General features: G+C 71.1%; 19 protein-coding genes and 1 pseudogene. 5 read left to right on the top strand and 15 right to left on the bottom strand.

Features of this window, described 5'->3' with window-relative positions; translation table 11 throughout:
* Positions 1–121: 121 nt before the first annotated feature.
* The 4 genes from ilvN to ACSMXV_RS29290 all read right to left on the bottom strand — a co-directional run bounded on the left by ilvN (position 122) and on the right by ACSMXV_RS29290 (position 7,026).
* Positions 122–646, bottom strand: coding sequence for an acetolactate synthase small subunit (ilvN, locus tag ACSMXV_RS29305; protein ID WP_181655636.1), 525 nt, complete (start codon positions 644–646; stop codon positions 122–124).
* Between the two features lie 26 nt (positions 647–672).
* A complete protein-coding gene (locus tag ACSMXV_RS29300) occupies positions 673–2,526 on the bottom strand; it encodes an acetolactate synthase large subunit (protein WP_473174185.1) in 1,854 nt (617 codons plus the stop codon).
* A gap of 230 nt (positions 2,527–2,756) precedes the next feature.
* The gene (locus ACSMXV_RS29295; protein WP_473174184.1) at positions 2,757–5,666 is read right to left on the bottom strand and encodes a putative bifunctional diguanylate cyclase/phosphodiesterase; all 2,910 of its coding nucleotides are present in this window, start codon (positions 5,664–5,666) and stop codon (positions 2,757–2,759) included.
* Between the two features lie 385 nt (positions 5,667–6,051).
* Positions 6,052–7,026, bottom strand: a complete 975-nt coding sequence (locus ACSMXV_RS29290) for a 2-hydroxyacid dehydrogenase (RefSeq protein WP_473174183.1) — start codon at positions 7,024–7,026, stop codon at positions 6,052–6,054.
* Between the two features lie 83 nt (positions 7,027–7,109).
* Between ACSMXV_RS29290 and ACSMXV_RS29285 the strand changes: the two genes are divergently transcribed.
* The gene (locus tag ACSMXV_RS29285) at positions 7,110–8,180 is read left to right on the top strand and encodes an aldo/keto reductase (RefSeq protein WP_473174182.1); all 1,071 of its coding nucleotides are present in this window, start codon (positions 7,110–7,112) and stop codon (positions 8,178–8,180) included.
* A 113-nt stretch (positions 8,181–8,293) separates the two neighbouring features.
* Positions 8,294–9,484 carry a PQQ-dependent sugar dehydrogenase gene (locus tag ACSMXV_RS29280; protein ID WP_473174181.1) on the top strand — a complete coding sequence of 397 codons (1,191 nt, stop codon included), beginning with the start codon at positions 8,294–8,296 and terminating at the stop codon, positions 9,482–9,484.
* Between the two features lie 19 nt (positions 9,485–9,503).
* On the opposite strand, the gene ACSMXV_RS29275 is transcribed toward ACSMXV_RS29280, so the two are convergent.
* The 5 genes from ACSMXV_RS29275 to ACSMXV_RS29255 form a co-directional block, all read right to left on the bottom strand.
* Complete coding sequence (locus ACSMXV_RS29275; RefSeq protein WP_473174180.1) at positions 9,504–9,788, bottom strand: DUF6191 domain-containing protein; 285 nt, start codon at positions 9,786–9,788, stop codon at positions 9,504–9,506.
* Between the two features lie 46 nt (positions 9,789–9,834).
* Entirely contained in the window at positions 9,835–12,927 is a 3,093-nt protein-coding gene (locus ACSMXV_RS29270; RefSeq protein WP_473179099.1) for a helix-turn-helix transcriptional regulator, read from the bottom strand.
* A 110-nt stretch (positions 12,928–13,037) separates the two neighbouring features.
* Positions 13,038–13,271, bottom strand: a complete 234-nt coding sequence (locus tag ACSMXV_RS29265; RefSeq protein WP_473174179.1) for a hypothetical protein — start codon at positions 13,269–13,271, stop codon at positions 13,038–13,040.
* A gap of 233 nt (positions 13,272–13,504) precedes the next feature.
* The gene (locus tag ACSMXV_RS29260; protein WP_473174178.1) at positions 13,505–14,077 is read right to left on the bottom strand and encodes a hypothetical protein; all 573 of its coding nucleotides are present in this window, start codon (positions 14,075–14,077) and stop codon (positions 13,505–13,507) included.
* 75 nt (positions 14,078–14,152) lie between these two features.
* Entirely contained in the window at positions 14,153–14,776 is a 624-nt protein-coding gene (locus ACSMXV_RS29255; RefSeq protein WP_473174177.1) for a TetR/AcrR family transcriptional regulator, read from the bottom strand.
* A gap of 97 nt (positions 14,777–14,873) precedes the next feature.
* Here ACSMXV_RS29255 and ACSMXV_RS29250 point away from each other — a divergent pair, with 97 nt between their 5' ends.
* The 3 genes from ACSMXV_RS29250 (at position 14,874) to ACSMXV_RS29240 (ending at position 19,339) form a co-directional block, all read left to right on the top strand.
* A complete protein-coding gene (locus ACSMXV_RS29250; RefSeq protein ID WP_473174176.1) occupies positions 14,874–15,500 on the top strand; it encodes an NADPH-dependent FMN reductase in 627 nt (208 codons plus the stop codon).
* Positions 15,497–16,888, top strand: a complete 1,392-nt coding sequence (locus ACSMXV_RS29245) for a DHA2 family efflux MFS transporter permease subunit (RefSeq protein ID WP_473174175.1) — start codon at positions 15,497–15,499, stop codon at positions 16,886–16,888. Before ACSMXV_RS29250 ends, ACSMXV_RS29245 begins: the two co-directional genes overlap by 4 nt.
* A 231-nt stretch (positions 16,889–17,119) precedes the next feature.
* Complete coding sequence (locus ACSMXV_RS29240) at positions 17,120–19,339, top strand: MMPL family transporter (RefSeq protein WP_473174174.1); 2,220 nt, start codon at positions 17,120–17,122, stop codon at positions 19,337–19,339.
* A gap of 190 nt (positions 19,340–19,529) precedes the next feature.
* Here the strand turns inward: ACSMXV_RS29240 and ACSMXV_RS29235 are convergent, their stop codons facing one another.
* The 6 genes and pseudogenes from ACSMXV_RS29235 to ACSMXV_RS29210 all read right to left on the bottom strand — a co-directional run.
* The gene (locus ACSMXV_RS29235) at positions 19,530–20,084 is read right to left on the bottom strand and encodes a hypothetical protein (protein ID WP_473174173.1); all 555 of its coding nucleotides are present in this window, start codon (positions 20,082–20,084) and stop codon (positions 19,530–19,532) included.
* 150 nt (positions 20,085–20,234) lie between these two features.
* Positions 20,235–21,752: an Asp-tRNA(Asn)/Glu-tRNA(Gln) amidotransferase subunit GatB gene (gatB, locus tag ACSMXV_RS29230; protein WP_473174172.1), complete on the bottom strand. Its 1,518-nt coding sequence runs from the start codon at positions 21,750–21,752 to the stop codon at positions 20,235–20,237.
* A 15-nt stretch (positions 21,753–21,767) separates the two neighbouring features.
* Entirely contained in the window at positions 21,768–22,007 is a 240-nt protein-coding gene (locus ACSMXV_RS29225; RefSeq protein ID WP_473174171.1) for a hypothetical protein, read from the bottom strand.
* Complete coding sequence (gatA, locus tag ACSMXV_RS29220) at positions 22,004–23,503, bottom strand: Asp-tRNA(Asn)/Glu-tRNA(Gln) amidotransferase subunit GatA (RefSeq protein ID WP_473174170.1); 1,500 nt, start codon at positions 23,501–23,503, stop codon at positions 22,004–22,006. Before gatA ends, ACSMXV_RS29225 begins: the two co-directional genes overlap by 4 nt.
* A gap of 7 nt (positions 23,504–23,510) precedes the next feature.
* On the bottom strand, positions 23,511–23,807 hold the full coding sequence (gatC, locus tag ACSMXV_RS29215; RefSeq protein WP_018531282.1) for an Asp-tRNA(Asn)/Glu-tRNA(Gln) amidotransferase subunit GatC: 297 nt from the start codon (positions 23,805–23,807) through the stop codon (positions 23,511–23,513).
* 485 nt (positions 23,808–24,292) lie between these two features.
* Positions 24,293–26,329: pseudogene (locus ACSMXV_RS29210) on the bottom strand (putative bifunctional diguanylate cyclase/phosphodiesterase); the annotation flags it as partial.
* Positions 26,330–26,346: the final 17 nt, after the last annotated feature.

The raw sequence follows: 26,346 nt of genomic DNA, 5'->3' as shown, positions 1-26,346 counted from the left end.
TCTCCTAAGTGTGCTGATGTTGCGTCCCACCGTACGGCGGGAGGGGTAAGGGAAGTTTGGGGGTCTCGGCATACGGGCGGCCGGGGCGCGCCGACCGCCCGTTTCCGGTCGTATCTACGGCTCAGGCCGACCGGTCGAGAGCGCGCAGCGATCTGTCGGTGATCGAACGGGAGCCGCGGCCGATCGCGATCGTGCCGGACTGGACGAGCTCCTTGATGCCGAACGGCTCCAGCATCTTCAGCATCGCCTCCAGCTTGTCACTGGAACCGGTGGCCTCGATGGTGACCGCCTCGGGCGAGACGTCCACTGTCTTGGCGCGGAACAGCTGCACGATCTCGACGATCTGGGAGCGCGTCTCGTTGTCGGCGCGGACCTTCACCAGAACGAGTTCCCGCTGAACGGCCGAGCCGGGTTCCAGCTCGACGATCTTCAGGACGTTGACGAGCTTGTTGAGCTGCTTGGTGACCTGCTCGAGCGGCAGATCCTCGACGTTCACCACGATGGTGATGCGCGAGATGTCGGGGTGCTCGGTGACGCCGACCGCGAGCGAGTCGATGTTGAAGCCTCGGCGGGAGAACAGCGCGGCGATCCGGGCGAGGATGCCGGGCTTGTTCTCGACGAGGACGGAGAGCGTGTGCTTGGACATGGGTCTCGTTCCTTTTCCTACGGCTCTCAGTCGTCTTCGCTGTCGCCGAAGTCGGGGCGGACGTCCCGGGCGGCCATGATCTCGTCGTTGGAGGTGCCGGCGGCGACCATCGGCCAGACCATCGCGTCCTCGTGGACGACGAAGTCCACCACGACGGGGCGGTCGTTGATCGAGTTGGCCTCCTCGATGACCTTGTCCAGGTCCTCGACGCGCTCGCAGCGGATCGCGTGGCAGCCCATCGCCTCGGACAGCTTCACGAAGTCCGGGACGCGGGTGCCCTTGGCCTCCGGGTTGGCCACTGCGTCCGGGCCGCTGTGCAGCACCGTGTTGGAGTACCGCTGGTTGTAGAACAGGGTCTGCCACTGGCGGACCATGCCGAGCGCACCGTTGTTGATGATCGCGACCTTGATCGGGATGTTGTTGAGCGCGCAGGTCGTCAGTTCCTGATTGGTCATCTGGAAGCAGCCGTCGCCGTCGATCGCCCAGACCGTACGGCCCGGCTGACCGGCCTTGGCGCCCATCGCGGCCGGGACCGCGTAGCCCATGGTTCCGGCGCCGCCGGAGTTGAGCCAGGTCGCGGGCTTGTCGTACTCGATGAAGTGCGCCGCCCACATCTGGTGCTGGCCGACGCCCGCGGCGAAGATCGTGTCCTTCGGCGCGAGCTGACCGATGCGCTCGATGACCTGCTGCGGGGAGAGCGAGCCGTCCTCGGGCTGGTCGTAGCCGAGGGGGTAGGTCTCGCGCCAGCGGTTGAGGTCCTTCCACCAGGCGCTGTAGTCACCCTGGTGGCCCTCGCTGTGCTCCTTCTGCACGGCCTGGATCAGGTCGGCGATGACCTCGCGGGCGTCACCGACGATCGGCACGTCGGCGGCGCGGTTCTTGCCGATCTCGGCGGGGTCGATGTCGGCGTGGACGATCTTGGCGTACGGGGCGAAGCTGTCCAGCTTGCCGGTGACGCGGTCGTCGAAGCGGGCTCCGAGGGCGACGATCAGGTCGGCCTTCTGCAGCGCGGTGACGGCGGTGACCGCACCGTGCATGCCCGGCATTCCCACGTGCAGCGGGTGGCTGTCGGGGAATGTGCCGAGCGCCATCAGTGTGGTGGTGACGGGCGCTCCGGTGAGTTCTGCGAGGACCTTCAGCTCGGCGGTCGCGCCGGCCTTCATGACGCCGCCGCCGACATACAGGACGGGCCGCTTGGCGGCGGTGATGAGCTTGGCGGCCTCGCGGATCTGCTTGGCGTGCGGCTTGGTGACGGGCCGGTAGCCGGGCAGGTCCATGGTCGGCGGCCAGGTGAAGGTGGTCTTCGCCTGGAGGACGTCCTTGGGGATGTCGACCAGGACCGGTCCCGGGCGGCCGGTGGCGGCGATGTGGAACGCCTGCGCGATCGCCTGGGGGATGTCCTCCGCCTTGGTGACCAGGAAGCTGTGCTTGGTGATCGGCATGGTGATGCCGACGATGTCCGCCTCCTGGAAGGCGTCCGTACCGATCGCCTTGGACACGACCTGCCCGGTGATCGCGACCAGGGGCACGGAGTCCATGTGCGCGTCCGCGATCGGGGTGACCAGGTTGGTGGCGCCCGGCCCGGATGTCGCCATGCACACCCCGACCTTGCCGGTGGCCTGCGCGTAACCGGTGGCCGCGTGGCCGGCGCCCTGCTCGTGGCGGACCAGCACGTGGCGCACCCGCGTGGAGTCCATCAGGGGGTCGTACGCCGGCAGGATGGTGCCCCCGGGAATGCCGAATACCGTGTCGGCCCCGACCTCCTCGAGAGAACGGATGAGGGACTGCGCACCCGTCACGTGCTCGACAGGGGCGGACTGCTGCCCAGAGGAACGGGGCCGCGGCTGCGGATGGTGGGCCCCGGAGGCCTGCTCGGTCATCGGCATTCTCTTCTCGATGCTGAGGGTTTTTGCGAGGGTTGTGCAGGATGTGGCGGGTGTTGGTGCAACAAAAAACCCCTCGTGCCGGGAGGCAAGCGAGGGGAGCGCGTCGGGTGCGGGCGCTGGGTGACCGTGATCGTCCGGTGGTCCCAGCTTCAGCCGACGCGCTTTCCAAGTACGAGAATTCGGGTGCGCATGGCACTGACCCTCTCCCTGGGGCGCTGCGCCTGTCAAGTAGGTGGGACAGGAGTCTCATCATGTGAACGCGGAGGTGCTCCGCCCGCGAATACGGGTTCGACGGGCCCGTGCGGCACGGGGAAGCTTCCGGTGGTCAGGGCGCGTCGCAGCCGGTACTCGTCCAGAGGGCCGGAGAAGGCCTTGCCCTGACCGTGCGTACAGCCCATCGCGCGTAGAGCGACGACCTGCTCGGGCAGGTCCACGCCGTCCGCGACGGAGTGCAGCCCCAGATCGGCTGCGATGCGGAGCAGCCCGCTGGTGATCTTGTGCAGCCGCGCGGACTCGACGACGCCCTCGACCAGGCCCCGGTCCAGCTTGAGTACGTCGACGGGGAGCCGGCGCAGTGCGGTGATCGCCGCGTAGCCGCTGCCGAAGCCGTCCAGGGCGATACGGACACCGAGCCGGCGCAGCACCGTCAGCCGGCGCTCGACCTCGTCCAGCGAGACCCGGGGGTCGCTGTCGGCGAGCTCGACGACCAGGGCGCCGGAGGCCAGCCCGTACCGGGTGAGCAGCGCCTCGACGGAGCTCAGCGGCATCGTGCGGTCCAGCAGGCGGCGTGCGCTCATCCGGATGGTCACAGGCACGGCGAGTCCGGCGCTGCCGCGGTCGGCGGCCTGCTTGACGGCCTCCTCCAGCGTCCAGCGGCCGAGCTCCGCGGTGCGCTCACCGTCCTCGGCGCCGCGCAGGAACTCGTCGGGCGTGAAGAGGATGCCCTGGGCGGAGCGCCAGCGGGGCCCTGCGGTGACCGCGGTGATCCGGCCGGTGGCGAGGGAGACCACGGGCTGGTGGAGCAGCACGAACTCCCCGTCGTGCAGAGCGCTGCGCAGCCTGCCCGCGAGCTCCGTCCTGCGGACGACGTCGGTCTGCATCTGGGGCGCGTACAACTCGACGCGGTCCTTGCCCGCGGCCTTGGCGCGGTACATCGCAAGATCGGCGTTGCGCAGGAGCTCGCCCGCCGAGAGTCCCGGTTCGGCGAAGGCGACACCGATGGATGCGGCGACCCGGACGTCACCGCCGTCGACGGCGTAGGGCTGGGAAAGGATCGTTCTCAGCCGGTCGGCGAGCTCCAGTATGTGCTGTTCGCGTGCCGCGCGGTCGCGGGTGCCATCGCCCACGATGAGGGCCGCGAACTCGTCACCGCCGAGGCGGGCGGCCGTGTCCCCCTTCCGTACGGCCTCCTGGAGCCGGCGCGCTGCCTGGACGAGGAGCTCGTCGCCCGCCTGGTGGCCGAGGCGGTCGTTGACGGCCTTGAAGCCGTCGAGGTCGATGAAGAGCACCGCGGTGCCGCGGTCGGAGCTGCGGCGGCCGCCGAGCGCGTGGCTGACGCGCTTGGTGAACAGGGCTCGGTTGGGCAGGTCGGTGAGCGGGTCGTGCTCGGCGTTGTGCTGCAACTGCGCCTGCAGGCGGACCCGTTCGGTCACGTCCCGGCTGTTCAGGATGAGGCCGCCGTGGTGGCGGTTGACTGTCGACTCCACGTTGAGCCAGTCGCCGGTGCCCGACTTGAAGCGGCACTCGATACGGGTCGTGGGCTCCTCGATCTGGCTGGCGGCGAGGAAACGGCGTACCTCGTGGACGACGCGGCCGAGGTCCTCGGGGTGGATGAGCGCGGCGAGCTCGGAGCCGACCAGCTCGTGGGCCTCACGGCCGTAGACACCCGCGGCGGCCGGGCTGACGTACCTCAGGACGCCGTTCGGCGCGGCGATCATGATGACGTCGCTGGAGCCCTGCACCAGGGAGCGGAAGTGGTTCTCCTTCTGGGCCAGTTCATGGGTCAGCCTGAGGTTGTCGAGGAGCATGATGCCCTGGCGCACCACCAGCGCGAGGACGACCGTGCAGGCGGTGAAGAGCATGACGCGGTCGACGCTGCGGCCGTTGAGGACGTTGTAGAGGATGCCCAGCGTGCAGACAGTGGCGGCCAGATAGGGCGTGAGGGCGGCCAGCGAACTCATGAGCGGTCGCGTGGCCGGATACCAGCCCTGTCCGTCGCCGAAGGGGTGTCCGTGGGCGTGGCCGTGCTCCACGCGTGCGTGGTCTTCCTCCTCCGGCTGCCCGGGCCGGCGTCCGGCCCAGGGGGCGTAGGCGAGGAGCAGGGATCCCGCGAACCAGCCGGCGTCCAGTATCTGACCGGAGCGGTAACTGTCGTGCAGCAGCGGCGAGGTGAACAGCGCATCGCACATCACCGTCAGGGCAAGTGCTCCTATGGCGGTGTTCACCGCGGCTCGGTTGGCCGAGGTGCGCCTGAAGTGCAGGGCGAGCACCATGCTGACCAGGGCGATGTCCAGCAGGGGGTAGGCGAGGGTGAACGCGGCCTGTGCCACGCCCCGCCCTTCGGACTGCGCGGTCTGCGCCAGCGCGAGGCTCCACGACAGCGTCAGCAGCGAGCCGCCGATGAGCCAGGCGTCCAGCACGAGGCAGAACCAGCCGGACCTGGTCACCGGGCGCTTGGCGAGCACCAGCAGCCCGACGATGGCCGGCGGCGCGAAGCACAGGAAGAACAGATCGGCATAACTCGGCGTCGGCATCGGGCTGTTGAGGACGACCTCGTACCAGCCCCAGACGCCGTTGCCGAGGGCCGACATCGCGGACGAGAGCGCGAACAGCAGCCACGCCGGGCGGAATCGGCTGTGGCGGCTTCGCGCGAAGCGGAAGCACGAGACCGCGGCGGCGGCAGCGGCGGCGCTCAGGCCGAAGTCGCCCATGATCATCGCGAGGAGGTCCGAACCCCAGCCGAACGCGGATCCTGCGGTGTAGGCGGCGCACGCCAGCACCAGCACGAGCTGCGGCTTGCGCATCCTCATCCGGCTGCCGGCGTCCGCGGGGAGCGGCAGGCGACCCTCGGCGGCCGGGAGCAGCGCCCTGAGCGCTCCGCCCAGCACGGCGACGGGGGTCGGGCGCGAGCTCACCGGGTTGCCCCGGTCGCCGCCGCTGTCCTCCGCCCCCGCCCGCCCGGGTCCGGGTGGCGCCTGTGACCGCGCTGTCCGCGATCAGTGCGATCGGCGTGACCTTCGGCGTGACCGCGGTTGCGTCTGTGGGTGTGTGTGGGGCAGGCGTGTGCCCGTCGCCCCCGCCGCGTCGGATCGTTGGTCCATAGGCCGTGCATCGCCCGTCGCCCCCCTCGCTGTCCGATCTCTCGTCCCCGCGCCGAACTCCGCCCGGCGCTACCCCTGTCGGGGACGATACACCAGTCTCGTCACTGTGCGACATAGTCCCTCTACTCTGCGTGACGGACAACGAGGTGTCTGAACACACTATGAAGCCGACGCACTGCGGAGGGTGTCCAAAGCGGAACTATTGGCCGGTCGTGAGCACCACGTTGTCCAACGGCTCGCCCGCCGCGAAACGGTTCAGCTGCGCGACGAGAAGGCGTTTTGCGCGCGGCAGGAACGCAGACGTCGGACCACCCACATGGGGACTGATCAGCACACCGGGCGCCGTCCACAGCGGATGGCCGGGCGGCAGCGGCTCGGGGTCGGTCACATCGAGGGCCGCGCTGATCCGGCCGCTCTCCACCTCCGCGAGCAGGGCTTTGGTGTCGACGACGGCGCCGCGTGCGACGTTCACGAGCAGCGCGCCGTTCTTCATGCTCGCCAGGAATCCGGCGTTCACCAGGCCCCTCGTCTCCGGCGTGAGCGGAGTCGTCAGGATCACCACGTCGGCGTGGGGCAGAAGGTGCGGCAGATCGGAGATGGGATGCACGGGACCGCGCTCCGTATCGCGGGCGGAGCGCGCGACGCGCGCCACCCGCGCGCACTCAAACGGCACGAGCCGGTCCTCCACGGCGCTGCCGATGGCCCCGTATCCCACGATGAGGACCGACTTGTCGGCCAGCGCCGGACGGAAGCCGCTCTGCCAGGTCCCCGTCTGCTGCGCCCTGACGAAGTCCGGGATGCCGCGGAGCGAGGCCAGCGTGAGCGCCAGCGCCAGCTCGGCCGTACTGGCCTCGTGGACCCCGCGCGCATTGCACAGCCGCACCCCGGCAGGAAGCCGCGACGCGACACCGAGCACGTCGTCGACGCCGGCGGTCATCGTCTGGACGACCTGGACCGCCGGCATGGCCAGCATCGGCTCGGTCTTCACCGATGCAGGCCGCATGTACGGCACGGCGTAGAAGACACAGTCCCGCGGGTCCGCCGGGTAGTCACGGCTGTCTGCTCCGGCACTGTCCGCGCGGCCCGGTCCTCCATCCCAGAAGCGGTAGTTGAAGGTCTCGGGCAGGCCTTCGATCTCGTCGGGAGGGATGGGGAGCCACACATCTGCAGTCATGGTCAGGAGGCTATGCGAAGACCCGGCAGGCGCAGAGGTTAGTTTGGGGAGCCTCTCGGAGAGGCAGTGGGAGGAATCGGCAGGTGGAGCGCAGGACGATCGGCGCGGCGGCGCTCGAAGTGGGCGCGATCGGACTCGGGTGCATGCCGATGAGCTGGGCGTACAGCGCCTCCCGGCAGCGTGGCGACGAGTCGCTGCGCACGGTGCACGCCGCCCTGGACCGGGGCTCGACGCTGCTGGACACCGCGGACATGTACGGCCCGTTCACCAACGAGCTGCTGATCGGCCGGGTCCTCAAGGAGCGGCGCGGGGACGCGTTCGTGTCGACCAAGTGCGGGCTCCTGGTGGGCGAGCAGCACATCGTGGCCAACGGCCGCCCCGGCTATGTGAAGCGGGCCTGCGACGCCTCGCTGCGCCGGCTGCAGACGGACACCATCGACCTGTACCAGCTGCACCGCGCCGATCCCGAGGTGCCCGTCGAGGAGACCTGGGGCGCGATGGCCGAGCTCGTCACAGCCGGGAAGGTACGGGCGCTGGGGGTGTGCGCGGTAGGGGCCCGCGCCTCACGGCGCATGGGGTCCGGGCTGCACGACGGAACGATCCGGCTGCTGGAGCGCGTGCAGCAGGTCTTCCCGGTGAGCGCGGTGGAGGCCGAGCTGTCGGTGTGGTCGCCCGAGGCGCTGGACGCGCTGCTGCCGTGGTGCGAGGCGCGGGGCGTGGGTTTCCTGGCGGCGATGCCCCTGGGGAACGGCTTCCTCACGGGCACGCTGACGCCCGGCGAGGGCTTCGAACCGGACGACGTACGGGCCCGCCACCCCCGCTTCACGGCGGAGATGATGGCGGCGAACCAGCCGATCGTGGCGGGGCTGCGACGGATAGCGGAGCGGCATGGGGGTGGGGGCGGAGACGGGTCGGGGCGGGCGGACGGGCGCGGGGGCGGACACGGTGAGGGACTCGGTGGCGGGCGCCGGGTGACCACGGCGCAGGTGGCGCTGGCCTGGGTGCTTGCGCAGGGCCGGCATGTGGTGCCGGTGCCCGGCGCCAAGCACGAGCGGTGGGCCGTCGAGAACGCGGGGGCCGCCGGACTGCAGTTGACGCGGCAGGACCTCGCGGAGATCGCCGCGTTGCCGGCGGCGCGGGGGTCGTGGGACTGACCGTGTCCCCGGGGCGGCCACGGGGCCGGGTTCCCCTGGGCCGGGCCGGAAACTTGGTGCCTTCGGGAACTTCGGACACCTCAGCGGTGTAGACAGGGAGAGCCGCCGTGTCGATGTCGTGTCGAAGGGATCCGATCGTGGAACGTCGAGCCGTGACCGCCGTGCTGGCCGCTGCCGCGCTCCTGCTGGCGGGTGGGTGCTCCTCCGACGACGGGGAGGAGTCGGACGACGGCAGGAGCTCGTCCCCGAGTACGTCGAAAGCGGTGTCCTCGCCCTCGGGCGCGGCGGACGAGGACGTCCCGCCCGCCAAGGGGTCCGCGAAGGTCGTCCGCACCGTCACCGAGGATCTGAAGTCCCCGTGGGGCCTCGCCGCGCTGCCCGACGGCGACCTGCTGGTGTCGTCACGCGACGAGGGGACGATCACCCGCGTCGACGCGGACAGCGGCAAGAAGACGGAGGTCGGCTCGGTACCCGGCGTGGCCCCGGCCGGCGAGGGCGGCCTGATGGGCCTCGCCCTCTCCCCCGAGTACGCCTCGGACCACATGGTCTACGCGTACTTCACGACCGAGTCGGACAACCGCATCGCCCGCATGCTGTACGACGGGAAGAAACCGGCCGGCGAGCAGCTGGGCGCGCCCGACACGGTCTTCAAGGGCATCCCGAAGGGCTTCATCCACAACGGCGGCCGGATCGCGTTCGGCCCGGACAAGATGCTGTACGCCGGCACCGGCGAGACGGGGGACACCGGCCTGGCGCAGGACAAGGAGTCGCTGGGCGGCAAGATCCTCCGCCTCACGCCGGACGGCGAACCCGCGCCGGGCAATCCGTTCGGCGACGACTCACCCGTGTACTCGTACGGGCACCGCAATGTGCAGGGGTTCGCCTGGGACGAGGAAAAGCGCCTGTGGGCCTCCGAGTTCGGGCAGAACACCTGGGACGAGCTCAACCTGATCAAGCCCGGTGACAACTACGGCTGGCCCGAGGTGGAGGGCAAGGGCGGCGGGTCCCGCTTCCACGACCCGGTGGCCCAGTGGACGACCACCGAGGCATCGCCGAGCGGCATCGCGTACGCCGAGGGGTCGATCTGGATGGCCGGGCTGCAGGGCAAGCGGCTGTGGCGGATCCCCCTCGACGGCGCGGAGGTGTCGGCCGACCCGCAGGCCTTCCTCGAGGAAACGTACGGGCGACTGCGCACGGTGGTGCCCGCCGGCGGAGACAAGCTGTGGCTCGTGACCAGTGAGACGGACACCCGGGGGACGCCGGAGGCCGGGGACGACCGGATCCTCGAGGTGGAGGTGAAGTAGGCGCCGTGCAGGACGTGCGTCAGTCCTGGTCGGACTCGGCGGGTCCGCCCTCGACCGGTTCCTGGGACTCCGGTGCAGGCGGTCGTACGACGACCTTGCCCGAAGCCAGGTCGATCGGGCCGCGCCCTGGATCGCCGTCCCCGGCGTCCTGCCGGGTCAGCTCCAGCCGGTTCCGCTCATCCTGGGTGTGCTTGCGTCCCGGTGCGAAGAGCTCCTCAAAGGCGTTGAACACCGGCACCTCCCCGGACCGGGACTCCGGTCCTCGATACTCGTCGTCGATCAGCGACTGGCCGATGACCGCCACGGACCCCTCGTCTGCCGGCCGTCATCCGGCGGTCGTCTGCCGGCCGTCATCCGGCGGCGAGCCGGTCCCCGTGCGCCTCGGGAAACAGCCGCAGCCGATGCGCCATCGCCGCAGCCTCGCCCCGGCCCGAGACGCCCAGCTTGGCCAGGATGTTGGAGACATGGACGCTGGCCGTCTTCGGGGATATGAACAGCTCCTCGGCTATCTGGCGGTTCGTGCGGCCCAGGGCGACCAGGCGTAGGACGTCCCTCTCCCGGCTGGTCAGGCCCAGGGAATCGGCCGGGTCGGCCGGGGCGGGTGCCTCGGCACGGGTCAGCGTCAGGCGGGCGCGCTGGGCGAGCAGCGCCACCGACTCGGCGAGCGGGCGGGCGCCGAGGTGGTCGGCGACGGCCAGGGAGTTCCGTAGCAGTTCGGCGGCTTCGGCGCGGCCGTCCTCGCCCTCTCCACGGACCAGGATGGCCTCGGCCAGCCGGTACCGGACGCGGGCGAGGTCGTAGGGGCGCTCCAGCGGACGGAACGCCTCGACGACCTCCGCCCAGACCTCGATGACGTCGCGACCCTCGGCGCGCCGCAACTCCGCGCGGACCCACTGTTCGTACGCGGACCACACCGGGACACCCGTGGTGAGCGACTTGGCGGCGGCGCTGATGCGGTCCAGGACCTCGGCGCGGCCGGCCTCGGCGACCGGGAGACCGCGTGCGTCGGCCTCGGTCGTGGCGGCCGCCAGCAGCAGCGGCCAGCCGTAGCGCTGGGTGCCGAGCGGGAAGCCCGCGGCGAGGACCCCGTCGAGCTCGGCGCGGGCGTCGAGTACGCGGCCCTCGCCCGCGGCGACGCCGATCGCGATGCGGGAGAGCGGCAGGGACTGCTGCGGCATGGTGTCGTGCGTGCCGTAGTGGTCATGGGCGGCGGCCAGGTGGCGGGCCGCCTCGGCGATCTGACCACGGGCCAGGGCGAGATAGGCGAACCGTGTGGCACCCATGGCCCGGGACTTGGCACTCTGACCGTTGCGCTCCGCGCGTGTCGCGGCGTCGGCCGCCTCATCCCACCGGCCGAGCGCGTACAGGGACTCCGAGAGGTTGCTCCACACCCACGCCTCGGAGTCCAGCACGCCGAGCCTGCGGCAGAGCTCGACACCCTCCTTCAGGATGTCGACGGCCTCCCGTGAGCGGCCGACTCCTTCCAGATGGGACGGCAGGTTCACATGGCAGCGGCCGATGACGGCAGGCGCGCCGAGCTCGATGACGCGTTCCTTGACCGCGTACATCTCGGCGAGGCCGGCCTCCACATCGCCTGCGTCGACCAGCAGGCCGCCGCGGGTGAGCCGTGCGGTCATCTCGATGTCCCGGGCTCCGACCATGCGGGCGTACTCCACGGCGCGCTCCGCGGCCGTCAGGGCGTCCGGGCCCGGCTCGTGCAGCATGGACCAGCCCGCGACGTTGGCCAGGACATCGGCGTGCACCTCGGACGGCGGCAGCCCCCGCACCAGTTCCTGGGCGGTGGCGAGCTCCTTCCAGCCGTCGCCGCGGCCCTGGTTGCGCACCAGACTGGACCGCTGCACCCAGAACCAGGCGGAACGGAGAGGGTCCCGCTCCTCCTCGAGCAGCCGCAGCGCCCGCTTGGTGATCTTCAGGGCGCGCTCGCGCTCCCCGCACAGCCTGCCCGCGACGGCGGCCTCGGCCATCAGGTCCAGATAGCGCAGCGGTGTGGTGGCCGGGTCGCAGCCGCAGGGGGGATAGACCTCGGTGTAGTCGACGGGACGCAGCTCCGCGCGGACGTCCTCGGGGGCCGCGTCCCACAGCTCCATCGCCCGTTCCAGGAGCCGCAGTTGCTCGGAGTAGGCATGCCGGCGGCGGGCCTCGACGGAGGCGCGCAGCACGGCAGGCAGGGCCTTCGCCGCGTCGTGCGCGTGGTACCAGTAGCTGGCAAGACGGGTGGCGCGCTGGTCGGCCGGGACGAGCGACGGGTCGGCCTCCAGGGCCTCGGCATAGCGCCGGTTGAGGCGGGAGCGCTCACCGGGCAGCAGATCGTCGCTGACGGCCTCGCGAACGAGGGAGTGCCGGAAGCGGTAGCCGTCGCCGTCGGGCGTGGCCAGCAGGAGGTTGGCGCCGACCGCGGCCCGCAGTGCCTCGATGAGGTCGTCCTCGGCGAGCCCCGCCACGGCCGCGAGCAGCGGATACTCGACGGTGGATCCGCCCTCGGCCGCGACACGTGCGACCCGCTGGGCGTGCTCGGGCAGCGCCTCGACGCGGACCAGCAACAGATCGCGGAGGGAGTCGGTGAGTCCCGGGCTGCAGCCCTCGTGCGCGGCGACGGCGAGCTCCTCGACGAAGAAGGCGTTGCCGTCGGACCGTTCGAAGATGTCGTCGACCTGGGACGGCTCGGGCTCCTGGGCGAGGATTCCGGCGATCTGGCGGCCCACCTCGTCGCGGCTGAAGCGGGCCAGCTCGATGCGCCGGACGCTGCGGAGCCGGTCGAGCTCGGCGAGCAGAGGACGCAGCGGGTGGCGGCGGTGGATGTCGTCCGCGCGGTAGGTGGCGATGACGACGAGGCGGCCGCTGCGCAGCGTACGGAAGAGATAGGCGAGGAGGTGGCGGGTCGAGGCGTCGGCCCAGTGCAGGTCCTCCAGGACGACGACGATCGGGCGGTCCGCTGCGAGCCGCTCGAGCAGGCGCGCGGTGAGCTCGAAGAGGCGGGCCATGCCCTCCTCGTCGTGCCGGCCATGGAGTCGGCGGGGTGCCTCACCCAGCTCGGGGAGAAGCCGCGCCAGTTCCTCCTCCTGTCCGCTGGCCGCGGCGGCCAGCTCGTCGGGCAGCTGTGTGCGCAGCACGCGCAGCGCTGTGGAGAACGGCGCGAAGGGGAGGCCGTCGGCGCCTATTTCGACACAGCCGCCGACCGCCACGACGGCGCCCTCGAGGCGGGCCCTGGCGGCGAACTCCTCGATGAGCCGGGTCTTGCCGACCCCGGCCTCACCGCCGACCAGCAACGCCTGAGGCTCGCCCGGCAGCTCGCCCGCTGCGCCCGGCGACGGGAAGGCGCTCCGGCCGGCGGCACGGGCGAGCGCATCGTTCAGTACGCCCAGTTCGTCGGTGCGGCCGACGAACACCGGGCTGACGGACCTGGTCTCCACATCGCCGAGCATCGCACAGGGGTCTGACACCGCGGCACTCGATATTCGCGAAGCGGGGCTCTGGGCCACCGCGTTGCCGGGCGCAGCGATCACCCCGGCGGCTTCGCCACGCTCGGCGCCGTTCACGCGGTGGGGGCGTACTGCGACCGGCGTGGCTCCTGGCTCCCGCCGTGGGTGCCTCCCTGGGCACCCTGCGCATTCTGCGTACTCACCCGCCCTTCGCCTCCGTGGCGTGCAGAGCGGCGGGCGGCGCGGGCGGCCTTGCGGGCCTCACGCGCGTCGCGCAGCAGCCGGCTGCGCTCGGCCTCGCGGATCAGCTCAGCGTGGCGTTCCTGGTGCATCTCGTACTCGAACATCTCGTACCCCTTGTGACGAGTCGGATTCTCGGCGTCGCTCTCTGCGATGCCTCAACCTTCGTCGCCCAGGGACCCCCGCCACATCGGGAGAGTGCCGCATCTTGCATGCCGAGGGGCCTTAGGCCCGTCGTAAGGGCTGCTTACGCAGCCGGACGACGGCCCCAAGGCCCCTCAGGAAGTGCGGCCGATCAGGCCGATCAGGCCGATCAGACCTATAAAAGGGCTCGGACCGATCAGGTGGACGGCATGGCGAGGATGAGGTCCGAGTACTTGGCGGCGGCCAGCAGCAGGCCGATGAAGCCGAGCGACACGCCCGCCCATGCGACGGACTTGATCCAGGGCGCCTGGACCCGGTCCGGGTTGCCGAACGCGGGCCGGACCAGCACCACGACGCCGACGATCAGGGCGGCGAGCGAGAAGAGACCGGCGACCAGCGCGTTGACGTTCCAGGAGTCGGCGTAGATCTGCTTGATCTGCGTGGCGACGCTCGAACCCGACGCCACTTCCAGCTGGCCGTACAGGGAGTCGCGTGCCTGGGCCACGGTGCCGACCCAGCTACCGGTGAGCGAGACCAGGCCGAGCGCGGCGGATACGACGGCGGCGGCGCCCTGGCCTACGCCGGTGGGCGCCTTGGTGGCCGTCTCTTCGCCGGCCGGTCCGCCCTCCGCGTCCGCGCCCGTTTCCACCTCGGCATCGGCGGCCTCCGGGGTGCTCTCCTCCGCTTCGGTCCCCGCGGTCTGCTCGTCGACCGTGTCGACCTCGTCCCCGGCCTTGTTTCCGGCTGCCTCAGCTGTCTTGGTTCCCATGCTCCGCACCGTACGGACGGAGTCTGAGAACTCTCTTAATGATCGTTTCGACTCGGGTCCGGCCTGCCAAGCGGCTCAGCGCGGCAGATAGCCGCGCAGAAACGCCCTGACCCCCGCGGCGATCAGCGCGTCCCGCTCGTCGTCGGAGATCGGGAGCGCCCCGTGATACGTACGGTCGGTGATCTCACCGGCGACCAGCTGAAGGAAGTGGCCCGCCGCCTGCTCGGGATCCGGTGCGTCGAGGAGGCCCTCCTCCGCAAGCTCCCGGAAGCGCTCCGCCACCGCGCCCAGGGCGCGCTGCGGTCCCGAGCTCCGCCACGCGTCCAGGAACTCCTGGGGAATGTGTCCGACTTCGGCACGCAGCTGGCGTACGACCGCGAAGTGGTCGGGGTACCGCTTCGCGGGGTCTGTCCAGGCCTGGGCGAAGACGACGAGGTCGGCCTCCAGGTCCGTGACCTTGTGGAGCCGGCGGTCGATGGCGTCCAGATGGGCCTGGACGACCTGCGCGGAGCCCTCCTCGACCACCACCCGGAAGAGTTCGGCCTTGCCGCCCGGGAAGTGGTTGTAGATCGTGCGGGTGGAGACGCCCGCCTCCTTGGCGATGGAGTCGATGCTGCTGCGGGTGTAGCCGTCACGCCCGAAGACCCGGCGCGCCCCCAGCACGATCGCCTGCCGCTTCTCCACGAGCCCCTGTCCCACGTGTTCTGCCCCTTCCTGTCGGCCGCAACGGTATCCACTCCCCACGTTTTACAATGAGCGTTGTAATCACTGCCATACACGTTGTACTTTACTTGGCATGACGAACCCCTCGAACTCCTCGCCCGCGTCCGCCACTTCGAGCTCCACGCACGCCCCGCTCCGCGTCGCCGTCCTCACGGGCTCGACCCGCGAGGGCCGCTTCGGGCCCGTCGTCACCGACTGGTTCCTGCGGTTCGCCGAGCAGCGCGGCGATCTGGCGCTCGACGCGATCGATCTAGGCGAGCACCCGCTGCCGGACGTCACGGGCATCGAGCCCCCGGCCGACCCCGTCCTCGACGCGCTCACACCGCGGCTGGCCGCCGCCGACGCCTTCGTCGTCATCACTCCCGAGTACAACCACAGCTTCCCGGCGCCCCTGAAGAACGCCATCGACCTGCACTTCACCCAGTGGCAGGCCAAGCCGGTCGGCTTCGTGTCGTACGGAGGCCTCGGCGGTGGACTGCGGGCGGTCGAGCAACTGCGGCTGGTCTTCGCCGAATTGCACGCGGTCACCGTGCGGGACACGGTGAGCTTCCACATGGCGTGGGAGAACTTCGCGGAGGACGGAAGCCTGCTGCGGCCGGACATCCCCGAGGGCGCCGCCAAGGGGATGCTGGACCAGATCGGCTGGTGGGGGCGCACCCTGCGGGCCGGACGCGCCAACGCGCCCTACTCCGCGCGGTGAGCGCGACGCTGCCGGCGAAGTCCGGCCCGCCCGCGGCCCCCGCCCTGCCCCGGCACGTCCTGGCCGTGGTGGGGGTCGTGGTCCTCGGCTCGTTCATGACGGTGCTCGACATGACCATCGTCAACGTCGCTCTGGGCCACTTGTCCCGCTCCTTCGACGCGCCCCTCTCCGTTATCCAGTGGACGGTGACCGGATACTCGCTCGCGCTGGCGACCGTCATCCCCGTATCCGCATGGGCGGTCGGACGGTTCGGCGCCAAGCGGGTGTTCCTCACCGCGGTCGCGCTGTTCACGCTCGGCTCGGGCCTCACCGGGCTGGCCTGGAACGCCGGTTCACTGATCACGTTCCGGGTGCTGCAGGGACTCGGCGGCGGCATGATCATGCCGGTCGCGATGACCGTCGTCCTGCGCGCCGCCCCACCGGAGCGCAAGGGCACGATGATGGGCATCCTCGGCATACCCGTGCTCATCGGCCCGATGACCGGCCCGGTCCTCGGGGGTGTACTCACGGACTCGCTCTCGTGGCGCTGGATCTTCTTCGTCAACGTGCCCGTGGGCGCGCTCACGCTGCTGCTCGGCGCCCGCGTCCTGCGCGCTCCCGCGGACGAGGCCCCGGCCCGGAGGCCGTTGGACGTGCCGGGGCTGCTGATGCTGTCGCCCGGTCTCGCGGCCCTGCTGTACGGGCTGACGCTGGGCGGCGAGCACGGCGGCTTCGGCGCCGCGGAGGTGATCGTCCCGGTCGTCACGGGTGCGGTACTCGTGGCCGCCTTCTCCGCCCGGGCGCTGCGGACCAGGCATCCGCTGCTCGATCCCCGGCTCCTTGCCAGGCCGTCGTTCGGCCGGGCGGTGGCCGCCATGGTGCCGTTCTCGGCCGCGTACTTCGGCTCGATGGTCCTCGTACCGCTGTACTGGCAGCAGGAGCGCGGGCTCTCCGCCACCGAGGCCGGGCTACTGATGGCGCCCCAGTTCCTGTTCAGCGGCACGGTGATGCAGATCTCCAGCCGGATCTCGGACCGGGTCGCGCCGCGCACGATCGTGGTGCCGGGCGTGCTGGTCGCCGTCGGGGGCTTCGCCTCCTTCGCCCTCCAGGCCGGGTCCGACACGCCGTACTGGCGCCTCGTCGCCTCACTCGCCCTCATGGGCACGGGCGTCGGCATGACGAACATGCCGGTCATGGCGTCGGCGACGCGCGGCCTCGCGGACGGCGAAGTCGCGGCGGGAAGCACGGCGCTGAACATCATCCTTCAGGTCGCGGCCGCGGTCGGCACGGCGCTGACGGCTCTGCTGCTGACGGCGACGGACGGCTTCCGTACGACGCTGGTATGGGGGGCGGGGCTGATGGCGCTGTCGCTGGCGGGGGCGGTGCGGCTGTCCGGCCGTAGGCCCTGAACCGCGCAAAAACCCAGAGGAGGTTCGGTTTCCGTCGTCCGATCCACTGCTCCACGGCAAGGCTTCGGGTCGGCGGAACCGGCGGGGGACGTCTGCGTCACCACTACGCGCGCGTGCCGGCGTACTGCCTTCTCAGTAGCCGGGATTGTCGGCAGGCGCACGACGACGCGAGAGGCCCGGCACGGACAGCCTGGGGACGTCCCCGACACCAGATGTGGAGGCCTCCCTGCCGTGGCTACTTTCCTGTATCGACTGGGCCGTCTTGCCTTCCGATGGCGCTGGTACGTCGCCCTGTGGTGGGTGGCGATCCTGGTTGCCGTCGGCTTCAGCGCCGCCAAGGCTCCCACCGCCCCCGACGACGGTTTCTCGATGCCGGGCATCGAGTCCCAGAAGGCCTTCGACCTGCTGGAGCAGCGTTTCCCCGGATCCTCGGCCGACGGGGCGGTGGCCAGGATCGTCTTCATCGCCCCGGACGGCCAGAAGGTCACCGCGGCCGACAACAAGGCGGCCATCGACAAGACCGTGGACGAGGCGGCCGAGGGCTCACAGGTCGCCGGCGCGGTGAACCCCTTCCAGGCCAAGGCGGTGAGCAAGGACGCCTCCACGGCGTACGCGACCGTCACCTTCAAGGCCAAGGCGGACGACCTCACCGACGCCAGTAAGAAGACGCTCGAGGATGCCGTGCATCAGGCCCAGGAGGCGGGGCTGACGGTGGAGGTCGGCGGGGACGCGCTGGCGACCCAGCCGTCGGCGGGCGGGGCGGCCGAAGCGATCGGCATCGCCATCGCCGCCGTCGTCCTGCTGATCACCTTCGGCTCGCTGGCCGCCGCAGGGCTGCCGCTGCTCACCGCCATCCTCGGCGTCGGCGTCAGCATGGCCTCGATCCTCGCCTTGGGCAGCACCTTCGGGCTCTCGGAGACGACCGGCACCCTGGCCACCATGCTCGGCCTGGCCTGCGGCATCGACTACGCCCTGTTCGTCGTCTCCCGCTACCGCGAGGAACGCGCCAAGGGCCACGCACCCAGGGAAGCGGCAGGCCTGGCCGCCGGCACCGCCGGGTCCGCCGTCGTCTTCGCCGGACTCACCGTCGTCATCGCCCTGGCGGGGCTGTCGGTGGTCGGCATCCCGATGCTCACCAAGATGGGCCTGGCCGCCGCCGGCGCCGTCGTCGTCGCCGTCCTCATCTCGCTCACCCTGGTCCCGGCCATCCTCGGCTTCTGGCCCAACGCCGCACTGTCGCGCTCCGCCCGCAAGCGCGGCACGATCGAGCAAGCCGACCCGCACAACGGCGGCAGCCGCTGGGCCCGGCTCGTGGTGCGGCATCCGATTCCGGTGCTCCTGCTCGGTGTCGTGGGCCTGGGCGCGATCGCCACACCGGTGATGGACCTTCAGCTCGGCATGCCCGGCGATGAGGCCAAGCCCACCTCCACCACCGAACGCCGGGCCTACGACGCGCTCGCCGAGGGCTTCGGCCCTGGCTTCAACGGGCCTTTGACCATCGTCGTAGACGCCAAGAGAGCTGAGAACCCGAAGACGGCTGTGTCCAGGATCTCCAAGGAGATCGCCGCCACCGACGGCGTCGTCTCCGTCTCCCCGGCCCGCTTCAACCCCGACGGTGGCACCGCGGTGTTCTCCGCCACCCCCTCGACGAGCCCCACCGACGAGAAGACCAAGGACCTCGTCCAGACCATCCGCGACGAACGCCCCGGCATCGAGTCCGAGTCGGGGGCGAGATTCGAGGTCACCGGCACCACCGCGCTGAACATCGATGTCGCCCAGAAGGTCCAGGACGCCCTCCTCCCGTACCTCGCCGTCGTCGTGGGCCTGGCCATCGTGCTCCTGCTGCTCGTCTTCCGGTCCCTGCTGGTGCCGCTGAAGGCAGCGCTCGGCTTCCTGCTGTCGGTCCTCGCCGCCCTCGGTTCCGTCATCGCGGTCTTCCAGCAGGGCCACGGAGCCGAACTCCTCGGCGTCGAGCAGACCGGCCCCATCATGAGCCTCATGCCGATCTTCCTGGTGGGCATCGTCTTCGGCCTCGCCATGGACTACGAGGTGTTCCTCGTCTCGCGGATGCGGGAGGCGTACGTCCACGGGGACCGGCCCGGCCAGGCCATCGTCACCGGGTTCCGCTACAGCGCCCGCGTCGTGGTCGCCGCCGCGCTGATCATGATGGCCGTCTTCTCCGGCTTCGTCGGCGCCCAGGAGTCCATGATCAAAATGATCGGCTTCGGACTGGCCATCGCCGTCCTCTTCGACGCCTTCCTCGTCCGCATGGCCATCGTGCCCGCCGTCCTCGCCCTGCTCGGCGACAAGGCCTGGTACCTGCCCCGCTGGCTCGACCGGCTCCTGCCCCACGTCGATGTAGAGGGCGAAACCCTCAGCCGGGAGGTTCCCGCCCCCTCGGCCCTCGCCCCCGTCGGCCTGCCCGAACCGGAGCCTGTGCCCGTCCGCTGAGCCCCAGCGGGCCCTTCGACGGCGGGACATGGTGACCCCGGCCGCCTCCCACCCCAGGCGGCCGGGGTCACCATGTCCCGCCGCTCGGCGGAGATGCTCCGCGCAGACGCGGGCCGGACCTTCGGGTTCGCGCGGTTGGTGGGTCGTCGCAGGACCTGTTCCTGAGACAAGGTCCCCTGCGGTCGCATGCTCAGTCGAGCTGATCGCCGATCGCCATCACCAGCACCCCGGCGATCAGCCCGACGAGCGCCCGCTTCGTGCGTCCGCGCGCACCGAGTACGGCGACCGTCGCGCAGATGACCGCGCCGATCGCGTACGCGAGGGCCGCGCTCGCCGGGGCTCCGCTGCTGAACCGTATGGCGGAGGCGCCCGTTCCGGCCAGCGTCAGTACCGCGCCGGACGCGGTCGCTGCCCGGCGGGCGCGCCGGGCCTCCCGGGCGCGCTGTTCGGCGACGGTCTCCAGGGTCCCGTCTTCGGATTCCTCCTCGGACCCGACTCCGGCGTCGTCGCCGGTCTGGTCCGCTGGTTCGTCGCCGGTCCGGTCCGCCGGTTCGTCGTCAGTCCGGTCCGCCGGTTCGCCGTCGGTCCGGTCTGCCGGTTCGCCGTCGGTCCGGTCTGCCGGTCCGTCGTCGGTCCGGTCCGCTCGTTCGTCGCCGGTCCTGACGTCGGAGGGCGCCTTGATCGGGTCTTCGGCGTCGCCTGCCGCGCGGGCCAGTTGGGTGGTGCTCCCGTCAAGTTCCGCCATGGCCCGGCAGCGTACCGGGTGCGCGGAACCTGTGAATCCGGGGTCGGGGTCAAGACGGTGTCCATAGTGCGTACAGACGGCGAAGGGGCGGCGCACCGACCGGTGCACCGCCCCTTCTTGCCCGTACGAGAAGGACCCTGACGAGAAGGCTCAGCCCTCGACGCCGAGCTTCTCCAGGATCAGCTCCTTGACGCGCGCCGCGTCGGCCTGGCCGCGTGTGGCCTTCATGACCGCGCCCACCAGGGCGCCGGCCGCGGCCACCTTGCCGCCGCGGATCTTGTCCGCGATGGCCGGGTTGCCGGCGATGGCCTCGTCGACGGCCGTGCCCAGCGCGGAGTCGTCCGAGACGACCTTCAGGCCGCGCTTCTCGACGACCTCGTCCGGCGTGCCCTCGCCCGCGAGCACACCCTCGATGACCTGGCGGGCCAGCTTGTCGTTGAGCGAGCCCTCCTTGACGAGGGCGGCCACGCGGGCGACCTGCTCGGGAGTGATCGGCAGCGCGGAAAGCTCCACGCCGTCCTCGTTGGCGCGGCGGGCCAGCTCGCCCATCCACCACTTGCGCGCGGAGGCGGCGTCGGCGCCGGCCTCGATCGTGGCGACGATCGAGTCGATGGCACCGGCGTTGAGCATCGACTGCATGTCGTGGGCGGAGACACCCCACTCCTCACGCAGCCGGTTGCGGCGGACCAGCGGAAGCTCCGGCAGCGTGGCGCGCAGCTCCTCCACCCACTCGCGGGAGGGGGCGACCGGCACCAGGTCCGGCTCCGGGAAGTAGCGGTAGTCCTCCGCCTCCTCCTTCACACGGCCCGAGGTCGTCGAACCGGTGTCCTCGTGGAAGTGGCGGGTCTCCTGCACGATCGTGCCGCCGTCGCCGAGGACGGCCGCGTGGCGCTGGATCTCGAAGCGGACCGCGCGCTCCACGGAGCGCAGCGAGTTGACGTTCTTCGTCTCGCTGCGGGTGCCGAACTTCTCGGCGCCCTTCGGCATCAGCGACAGGTTGACGTCGCAGCGCATCTGGCCCATCTCCATACGGGCCTCGGACACGCCCAGCGCCTTGATGAGCTCGCGCAGCTCGGCGACGTACGCCTTGGCGACCTCGGGAGCGCGCTCGCCCGCGCCGACGATCGGCTTGGTGACGATCTCGATGAGCGGGATACCTGCGCGGTTGTAGTCGAGGAGGGAGTGCAGGGCGCCGTGGATACGGCCCGTCGCGCCGCCGACATGGGTCGACTTGCCGGTGTCCTCCTCCATGTGGGCGCGCTCGATCTCCACACGGAAGACCTCGCCGTCCTCGAGCTGGACGTCCAGATAGCCGTTGAAGGCGATCGGCTCGTCGTACTGCGAGGTCTGGAAGTTCTTCGGCATGTCCGGATAGAAGTAGTTCTTCCGGGCGAAGCGGCACCACTCGGCGATCTCGCAGTTCAGCGCGAGGCCGATCTTGATCGCGGACTCGACGCCGGTCGCGTTGACGACCGGGAGCGAGCCGGGCATGCCGAGGCAGACCGGGCAGGTCTGCGTGTTCGGGTCGGCGCCGAGCGACGTCGAACAGCCGCAGAACATCTTCGTCTTGGTGCCGAGTTCGACATGGACCTCGAGGCCCATGACCGGGTCGTACGACGCGAGTGCGTCCTCGTACGAGACCAGGTCGGTCGTGGTCGTGGCAGTCACGGTGAAACTTCCCTCTCAGCCCAGCAGGACGTCGTCGTCGCCCAGGCGCTTCAGCTCCCGGTAGAGGATCGCCAGGCCGGTGACGATGGCGGCGGCGGACACGGCCGCGTCGATCAGCCGCAGCGTGTCGTTCTCGATGCGGGCCTTCTTGGCCTGCTTCGCGACACTGAGCGCGCCGAACGCGGTGGTGGCGATGGACAGGTACGTGCCGGACTTGGACTTCTTGAAGCCCTTGGCCTTGGACAGTGCAGTCACAGCGACGGTGCCTCCTCGAGCAGCGGGTGTCCCCAGCGTTCCACGAAGGCCGCCTCGACCGCCGCACCGACCTTGTACAGGCGGTCGTCCTTCATCGCGGGGGCGATGATCTGCAGGCCGACGGGCAGGCCGTCCTCCGGCGCGAGACCGCAGGGCAGCGACATGGCGGCGTTGCCGGCGAGGTTGACGGGGATCGTGCAGAGGTCCGCCAGGTACATCGCCAGCGGGTCGTCGGCGCGCTCCCCGATCGCGAAGGCGGTGGTCGGCGTCGTGGGCGACACGATCACGTCGACCTTCTCGAAGGCCTTCTCGAAGTCGCGGCTGATCAGCGTCCGTACCTTCTGGGCGGAGCCGTAGTACGCGTCGTAGTAGCCGGAGCTGAGCGCGTACGTGCCGAGCATGATGCGGCGCTTCACCTCGTCGCCGAAACCGGCCTCGCGGGTGAGCGACGTGACGTCCTCGGCGGAGCGCGTGCCGTCGTCGCCGGTGCGCAGGCCGTAGCGCAGGCCGTCGAACCGGGCGAGGTTGCTCGAACACTCGGACGGGGCGATCAGGTAGTACGCGGAGAGCGCCAGGTCGAAGGACGGGCAGTCCAGCTCGACGATCTCGGCGCCCAGCTCCTTGAGCAGCGACACGGACTCGTTGAAGCGCTCGACGACCCCGGCCTGGTAGCCCTCGCCGGCGAACTGCTTCACGACGCCGACGCGCATGCCCTCGACGGAGCCGTTGCGTGCGGCCTCGACGACCGGCGGGACCGGGGCGTCGATGGACGTCGAGTCGAGGGGGTCGTGGCCGGCGATCACCTCGTGCAGGAGGGCCGCGTCCAGGACCGTACGGGCGCAGGGGCCGCCCTGGTCGAGGGAGCTGGAGAACGCCACCATGCCGTAGCGGGACACGCCGCCGTAGGTCGGCTTGACGCCGACCGTGCCGGTGACGGCCGCGGGCTGGCGGATGGAGCCGCCGGTGTCCGTGCCGATGGCGAGCGGCGCCTGGTAGGAAGCGAGCGCGGCGGCCGAACCGCCGCCCGAACCGCCGGGGATCTTGGTGACGTCCCACGGGTTGCCCGTCGGGCCGTACGCGCTGTTCTCGGTCGAGGACCCCATGGCGAACTCGTCCATGTTGGTCTTGCCGATGATCACGACGTCCGCGGCCTTGAGCTTCTCGGTGACCGTGGCGTCGTACGGCGGGATCCAGCCCTCGAGGATCTTCGAGCCGACCGTGGTCGGAATGCCCACGGTGGTGAAGATGTCCTTCAGCGCCAGCGGTACGCCGGCGAGCGGGCCGAGCTTCTCGCCGCGCTCCCGCTTCTCGTCGACGGCACGGGCCTGCGCGAGCGCCCCTTCGCGGTCGACGTGCAGGAAGGCGTGCACCTTCTCGTCGATCGCGTCGATCCGGGCGAGGTGGGCCTCGGTGACCTGGACGGCCGTGAGCTCGCCGGAGGCGATCTTCGCGGCCGTCTCGGCCGCGGTCAGCTTGGTGATGGTGCTGTCCGTCATAGTGGTCCTAGTCCTCCCCCAGGATCTGCGGCACCTTGAAACGCTGCTGCTCCTGGGCAGGGGCACCGGAGAGCGCCTGCTCCGGGGTGAGCGAGGGACGGACCTCGTCCGCGCGCATGACGTTCGTCAGCGGCAGCGGGTGGGAGGTCGGCGGTACGTCTTGGTCGGCGACCTCGGAGACGCGGGCGACCGCGCCGATGATGTCGTCGAGCTGGCCTGCGAAGTGGTCGAGCTCTTCGGGCTTCAGCTCCAGACGCGCCAGCCGGGCGAGGTGGGCGACCTCCTCGCGCGTGATGCCAGGCATGCAGCGATCCTCTGGGGTGAGTGTGTGTGGTTTGGGCCAATCCTATGGGGCGGGGGCGGGTGACCGTGAAACGGTTTCCCGGCGGGGGCTGGCCTCTGGCCCTCTGCGGGGTTCTGGGCGCCTGTGGGGCGGGCCGGAATCCCGCCTCTCAGGCCCCCATGCCGGGGCGGTGCGCGTCTGCAGGCCGCACGTGTGTACGCCACTTGTCGGTGGGTTGGTCGGAGCGTTTACGGCGACCCGCCGGTGGTCACAGCGCCGGCGGCCGGGTCGGGGCCGCGCCGGGATGTACTCCCCCAGTGCCTTAGGGGCCGGTCGGGGGCCGTCGCTTCCGTTGTGGGCAGGCGTTCCGCAGGCGGAGGGCCGTCGCTTCCGTTGTGGGCAGGCGTTCCTCCCCCAGCGGTGGGCGAGGCTTCGGGAGGCACAGCCCGGCGCCGGTACCACCGTGTGGTACCTGGGCGAGGCTTCCGGTGGGCGGGGCGCCAGCGCTACGTGGGGACCGGGCCCGAAGGGTCCGAGGAACCCGCGGGTAGCGCCGCCGCAGGGCGCTGCCACCCCCGCGTACCCCGGGCGCGCAACCACGCCGTCGTCTCGTCGGCGGGCATGGCGGCCGCGACAAGCCACCCCTGCACCGCATCGCACCCGAGATCCCGCAACCGCTCCCACGTCTCGTCGTCCTCGACCCCCTCGGCGACGACGAGCAGCCCGAGCGAGTGCGCGAGATCGACGGTGCAGCGGACGATCTCCGCGTCCTGGGCGTCCACGGCGAGCCGGGCGACGAACGACCGGTCGATCTTGAGCTCGCTCACCGGCAGCCGCCGCAGATGCACCAGCGACGAGTAACCGGTGCCGAAGTCGTCCAGCGACATCTTCACGCCGTGCCCGGTGAGACCGGCCAGCGTGTCGGCCGCCCGCTGCGGGTCCTCGAGGAGGACATGCTCGGTGATCTCCAGCTGTAGCGCCCCCGCGGGGACGCCGTGCCGCGCCAGCCGCGCGGCGACCGCGCCCGCGAAGCCGGGCGTGTGGACGTCGCGCGGCGACACATTGACGGCGACGGGCACGCGCAGCCCCTGGGCACGCCAGCGCGCCACCTGGGCGAGCGCCGTCTCCAGCACGTACTCCGTGAGGTGCGGCATCAGCCCGGACGACTCGGCGATCGCGATGAACTCGTCCGGCGGCACCTTGCCGCGCTCGGGATGCACCCACCGTACGAGCGCCTCGAGTCCGGCGACCTGGCCGTCGAAGCGGACCTTCGGCTGGTAGTGCAGCTGGACCTCGGAGGCGTCCAGCGCCCGCCGCAGGTCGCCGAGCAGGCCTAGGCGGTCCGGGGTGTTGCAGTCGCGCTTGGACTCGTACACCTCGACGCCCGTACGGTCCCGCTTCGCCTGGTACATCGCGACGTCCGCCCGCCGCAACAGCCCCTCCGCGTCCAGCGCGTGGTCGGGGAAGACGGCGAGGCCGGCGCTGGCCTCCAGGACGAGGGTGAGCCCGTCGAGGTCGAGCGGGGAGCCGAGGGCGGCGACGAGCGCCCGGGCGACCCGCGTGGCCGAGGTCGTGGAGTCGGCGACCGGCAGCAGTACGGCGAACTCGTCGCCGCCGAGTCGCGCGGCCTCGGCACCGCGGGGCAGGGCCGTCTGCAGCCGGTCGGCGATCTGCAGGAGCAGCCGGTCGCCTGCGAGATGACCGAGCGTGTCGTTCACCGATCGGAACCGGTCGAGGTCGATCAGCAGGAGAGCGGACCGCGCTCCGATGCGCTCCGCGTCGTCCAGCGCCGCCCAGGTGCGCTCCAGCAGCCACTGCCGGTTGGGCAGGCCGGTGAGCGGGTCGCGCAGCTGCTCCTCCGCCCGTGCGCGGGCTATCCACAGCGTGGAGTCGAGGGCGATGAGCGGGACCGCGAACAGCGGCAGAAGTACGGGCACGGCCATCGCGACGACGCAGATCAGCGGCGCGATGCCGAGCAGCGCGCCGGCGAGGATGCCCTGCCGGACCAGGGCGGTACGAGTGGCGGTCGGCAGTCCGCCCGTGAGCGGCGCGTGCACGTACCAGAGGAGGACGCGGGTGACGGAGAGATAGGCGGCCGCCACCAGGGCCACTTCGGGCACGGTGTAGAAGTCCCAGGTCTCAGGCGACCAAGGGCTCTCGGCCGTCGGCACCGTGCCGAACACCGCCATGACGAGGGCGCCCGCGCCGATGCCGATGATGTCGACGGCGCCGTGCAGCGCGCCCTGCCACCAGCGATTTCTGCGCGCGATGCTGACGAGGCAGACTACGGCGAGACTGATCATTCCGGCAGGCAGCCAGCCGTAGAGCAGCAGGACCGCAAGAGTCAGGGCCGCCCCGGAGCCCGCGCCGTTCCACCAGCGGCCCCGGCCGAACGCCACGAGATGCCCCACGACGAGGCCGGTGAGAACGGCAAGGGACCAGCCCGCACTGCCGGTCGGGAAGAGGCCGCGACTGCCGGTGAACGCCCGGTAGAAGCCGGCGGCAAGCGCCAGTGAGGCCACCGCGACGACCGCGCCGGGCAGCAGTGCCCGTACACGGA

The sequence above is a fragment of the Streptomyces sp. DSM 42067 genome, assembly GCF_055792885.1.
This window is presented reverse-complemented; position numbering and strand designations above follow the sequence as displayed.

Excerpts from the sequence above, each read along its gene's own strand:
- ilvN (WP_181655636.1), bottom strand. The coding sequence starts at position 646 with ATGTCCAAGCACACGCTCTCCGTCCTCGTCGAGAACAAGCCCGGCATC.
- ACSMXV_RS29300 (WP_473174185.1), bottom strand. The coding sequence starts at position 2,526 with ATGACCGAGCAGGCCTCCGGGGCCCACCATCCGCAGCCGCGGCCCCGT.
- ACSMXV_RS29290 (WP_473174183.1), bottom strand. The coding sequence starts at position 7,026 with ATGACTGCAGATGTGTGGCTCCCCATCCCTCCCGACGAGATCGAAGGC.
- ACSMXV_RS29280 (WP_473174181.1), top strand. The coding sequence starts at position 8,294 with ATGTCGTGTCGAAGGGATCCGATCGTGGAACGTCGAGCCGTGACCGCC.
- ACSMXV_RS29270 (WP_473179099.1), bottom strand. The coding sequence starts at position 12,927 with ATGCTCGGCGATGTGGAGACCAGGTCCGTCAGCCCGGTGTTCGTCGGC.
- ACSMXV_RS29265 (WP_473174179.1), bottom strand. The coding sequence starts at position 13,271 with ATGTTCGAGTACGAGATGCACCAGGAACGCCACGCTGAGCTGATCCGC.
- ACSMXV_RS29260 (WP_473174178.1), bottom strand. The coding sequence starts at position 14,077 with ATGGGAACCAAGACAGCTGAGGCAGCCGGAAACAAGGCCGGGGACGAG.
- ACSMXV_RS29250 (WP_473174176.1), top strand. The coding sequence starts at position 14,874 with ATGACGAACCCCTCGAACTCCTCGCCCGCGTCCGCCACTTCGAGCTCC.
- ACSMXV_RS29235 (WP_473174173.1), bottom strand. The coding sequence starts at position 20,084 with ATGGCGGAACTTGACGGGAGCACCACCCAACTGGCCCGCGCGGCAGGC.
- gatA (WP_473174170.1), bottom strand. The coding sequence starts at position 23,503 with ATGACGGACAGCACCATCACCAAGCTGACCGCGGCCGAGACGGCCGCG.
- gatC (WP_018531282.1), bottom strand. The coding sequence starts at position 23,807 with ATGCCTGGCATCACGCGCGAGGAGGTCGCCCACCTCGCCCGGCTGGCG.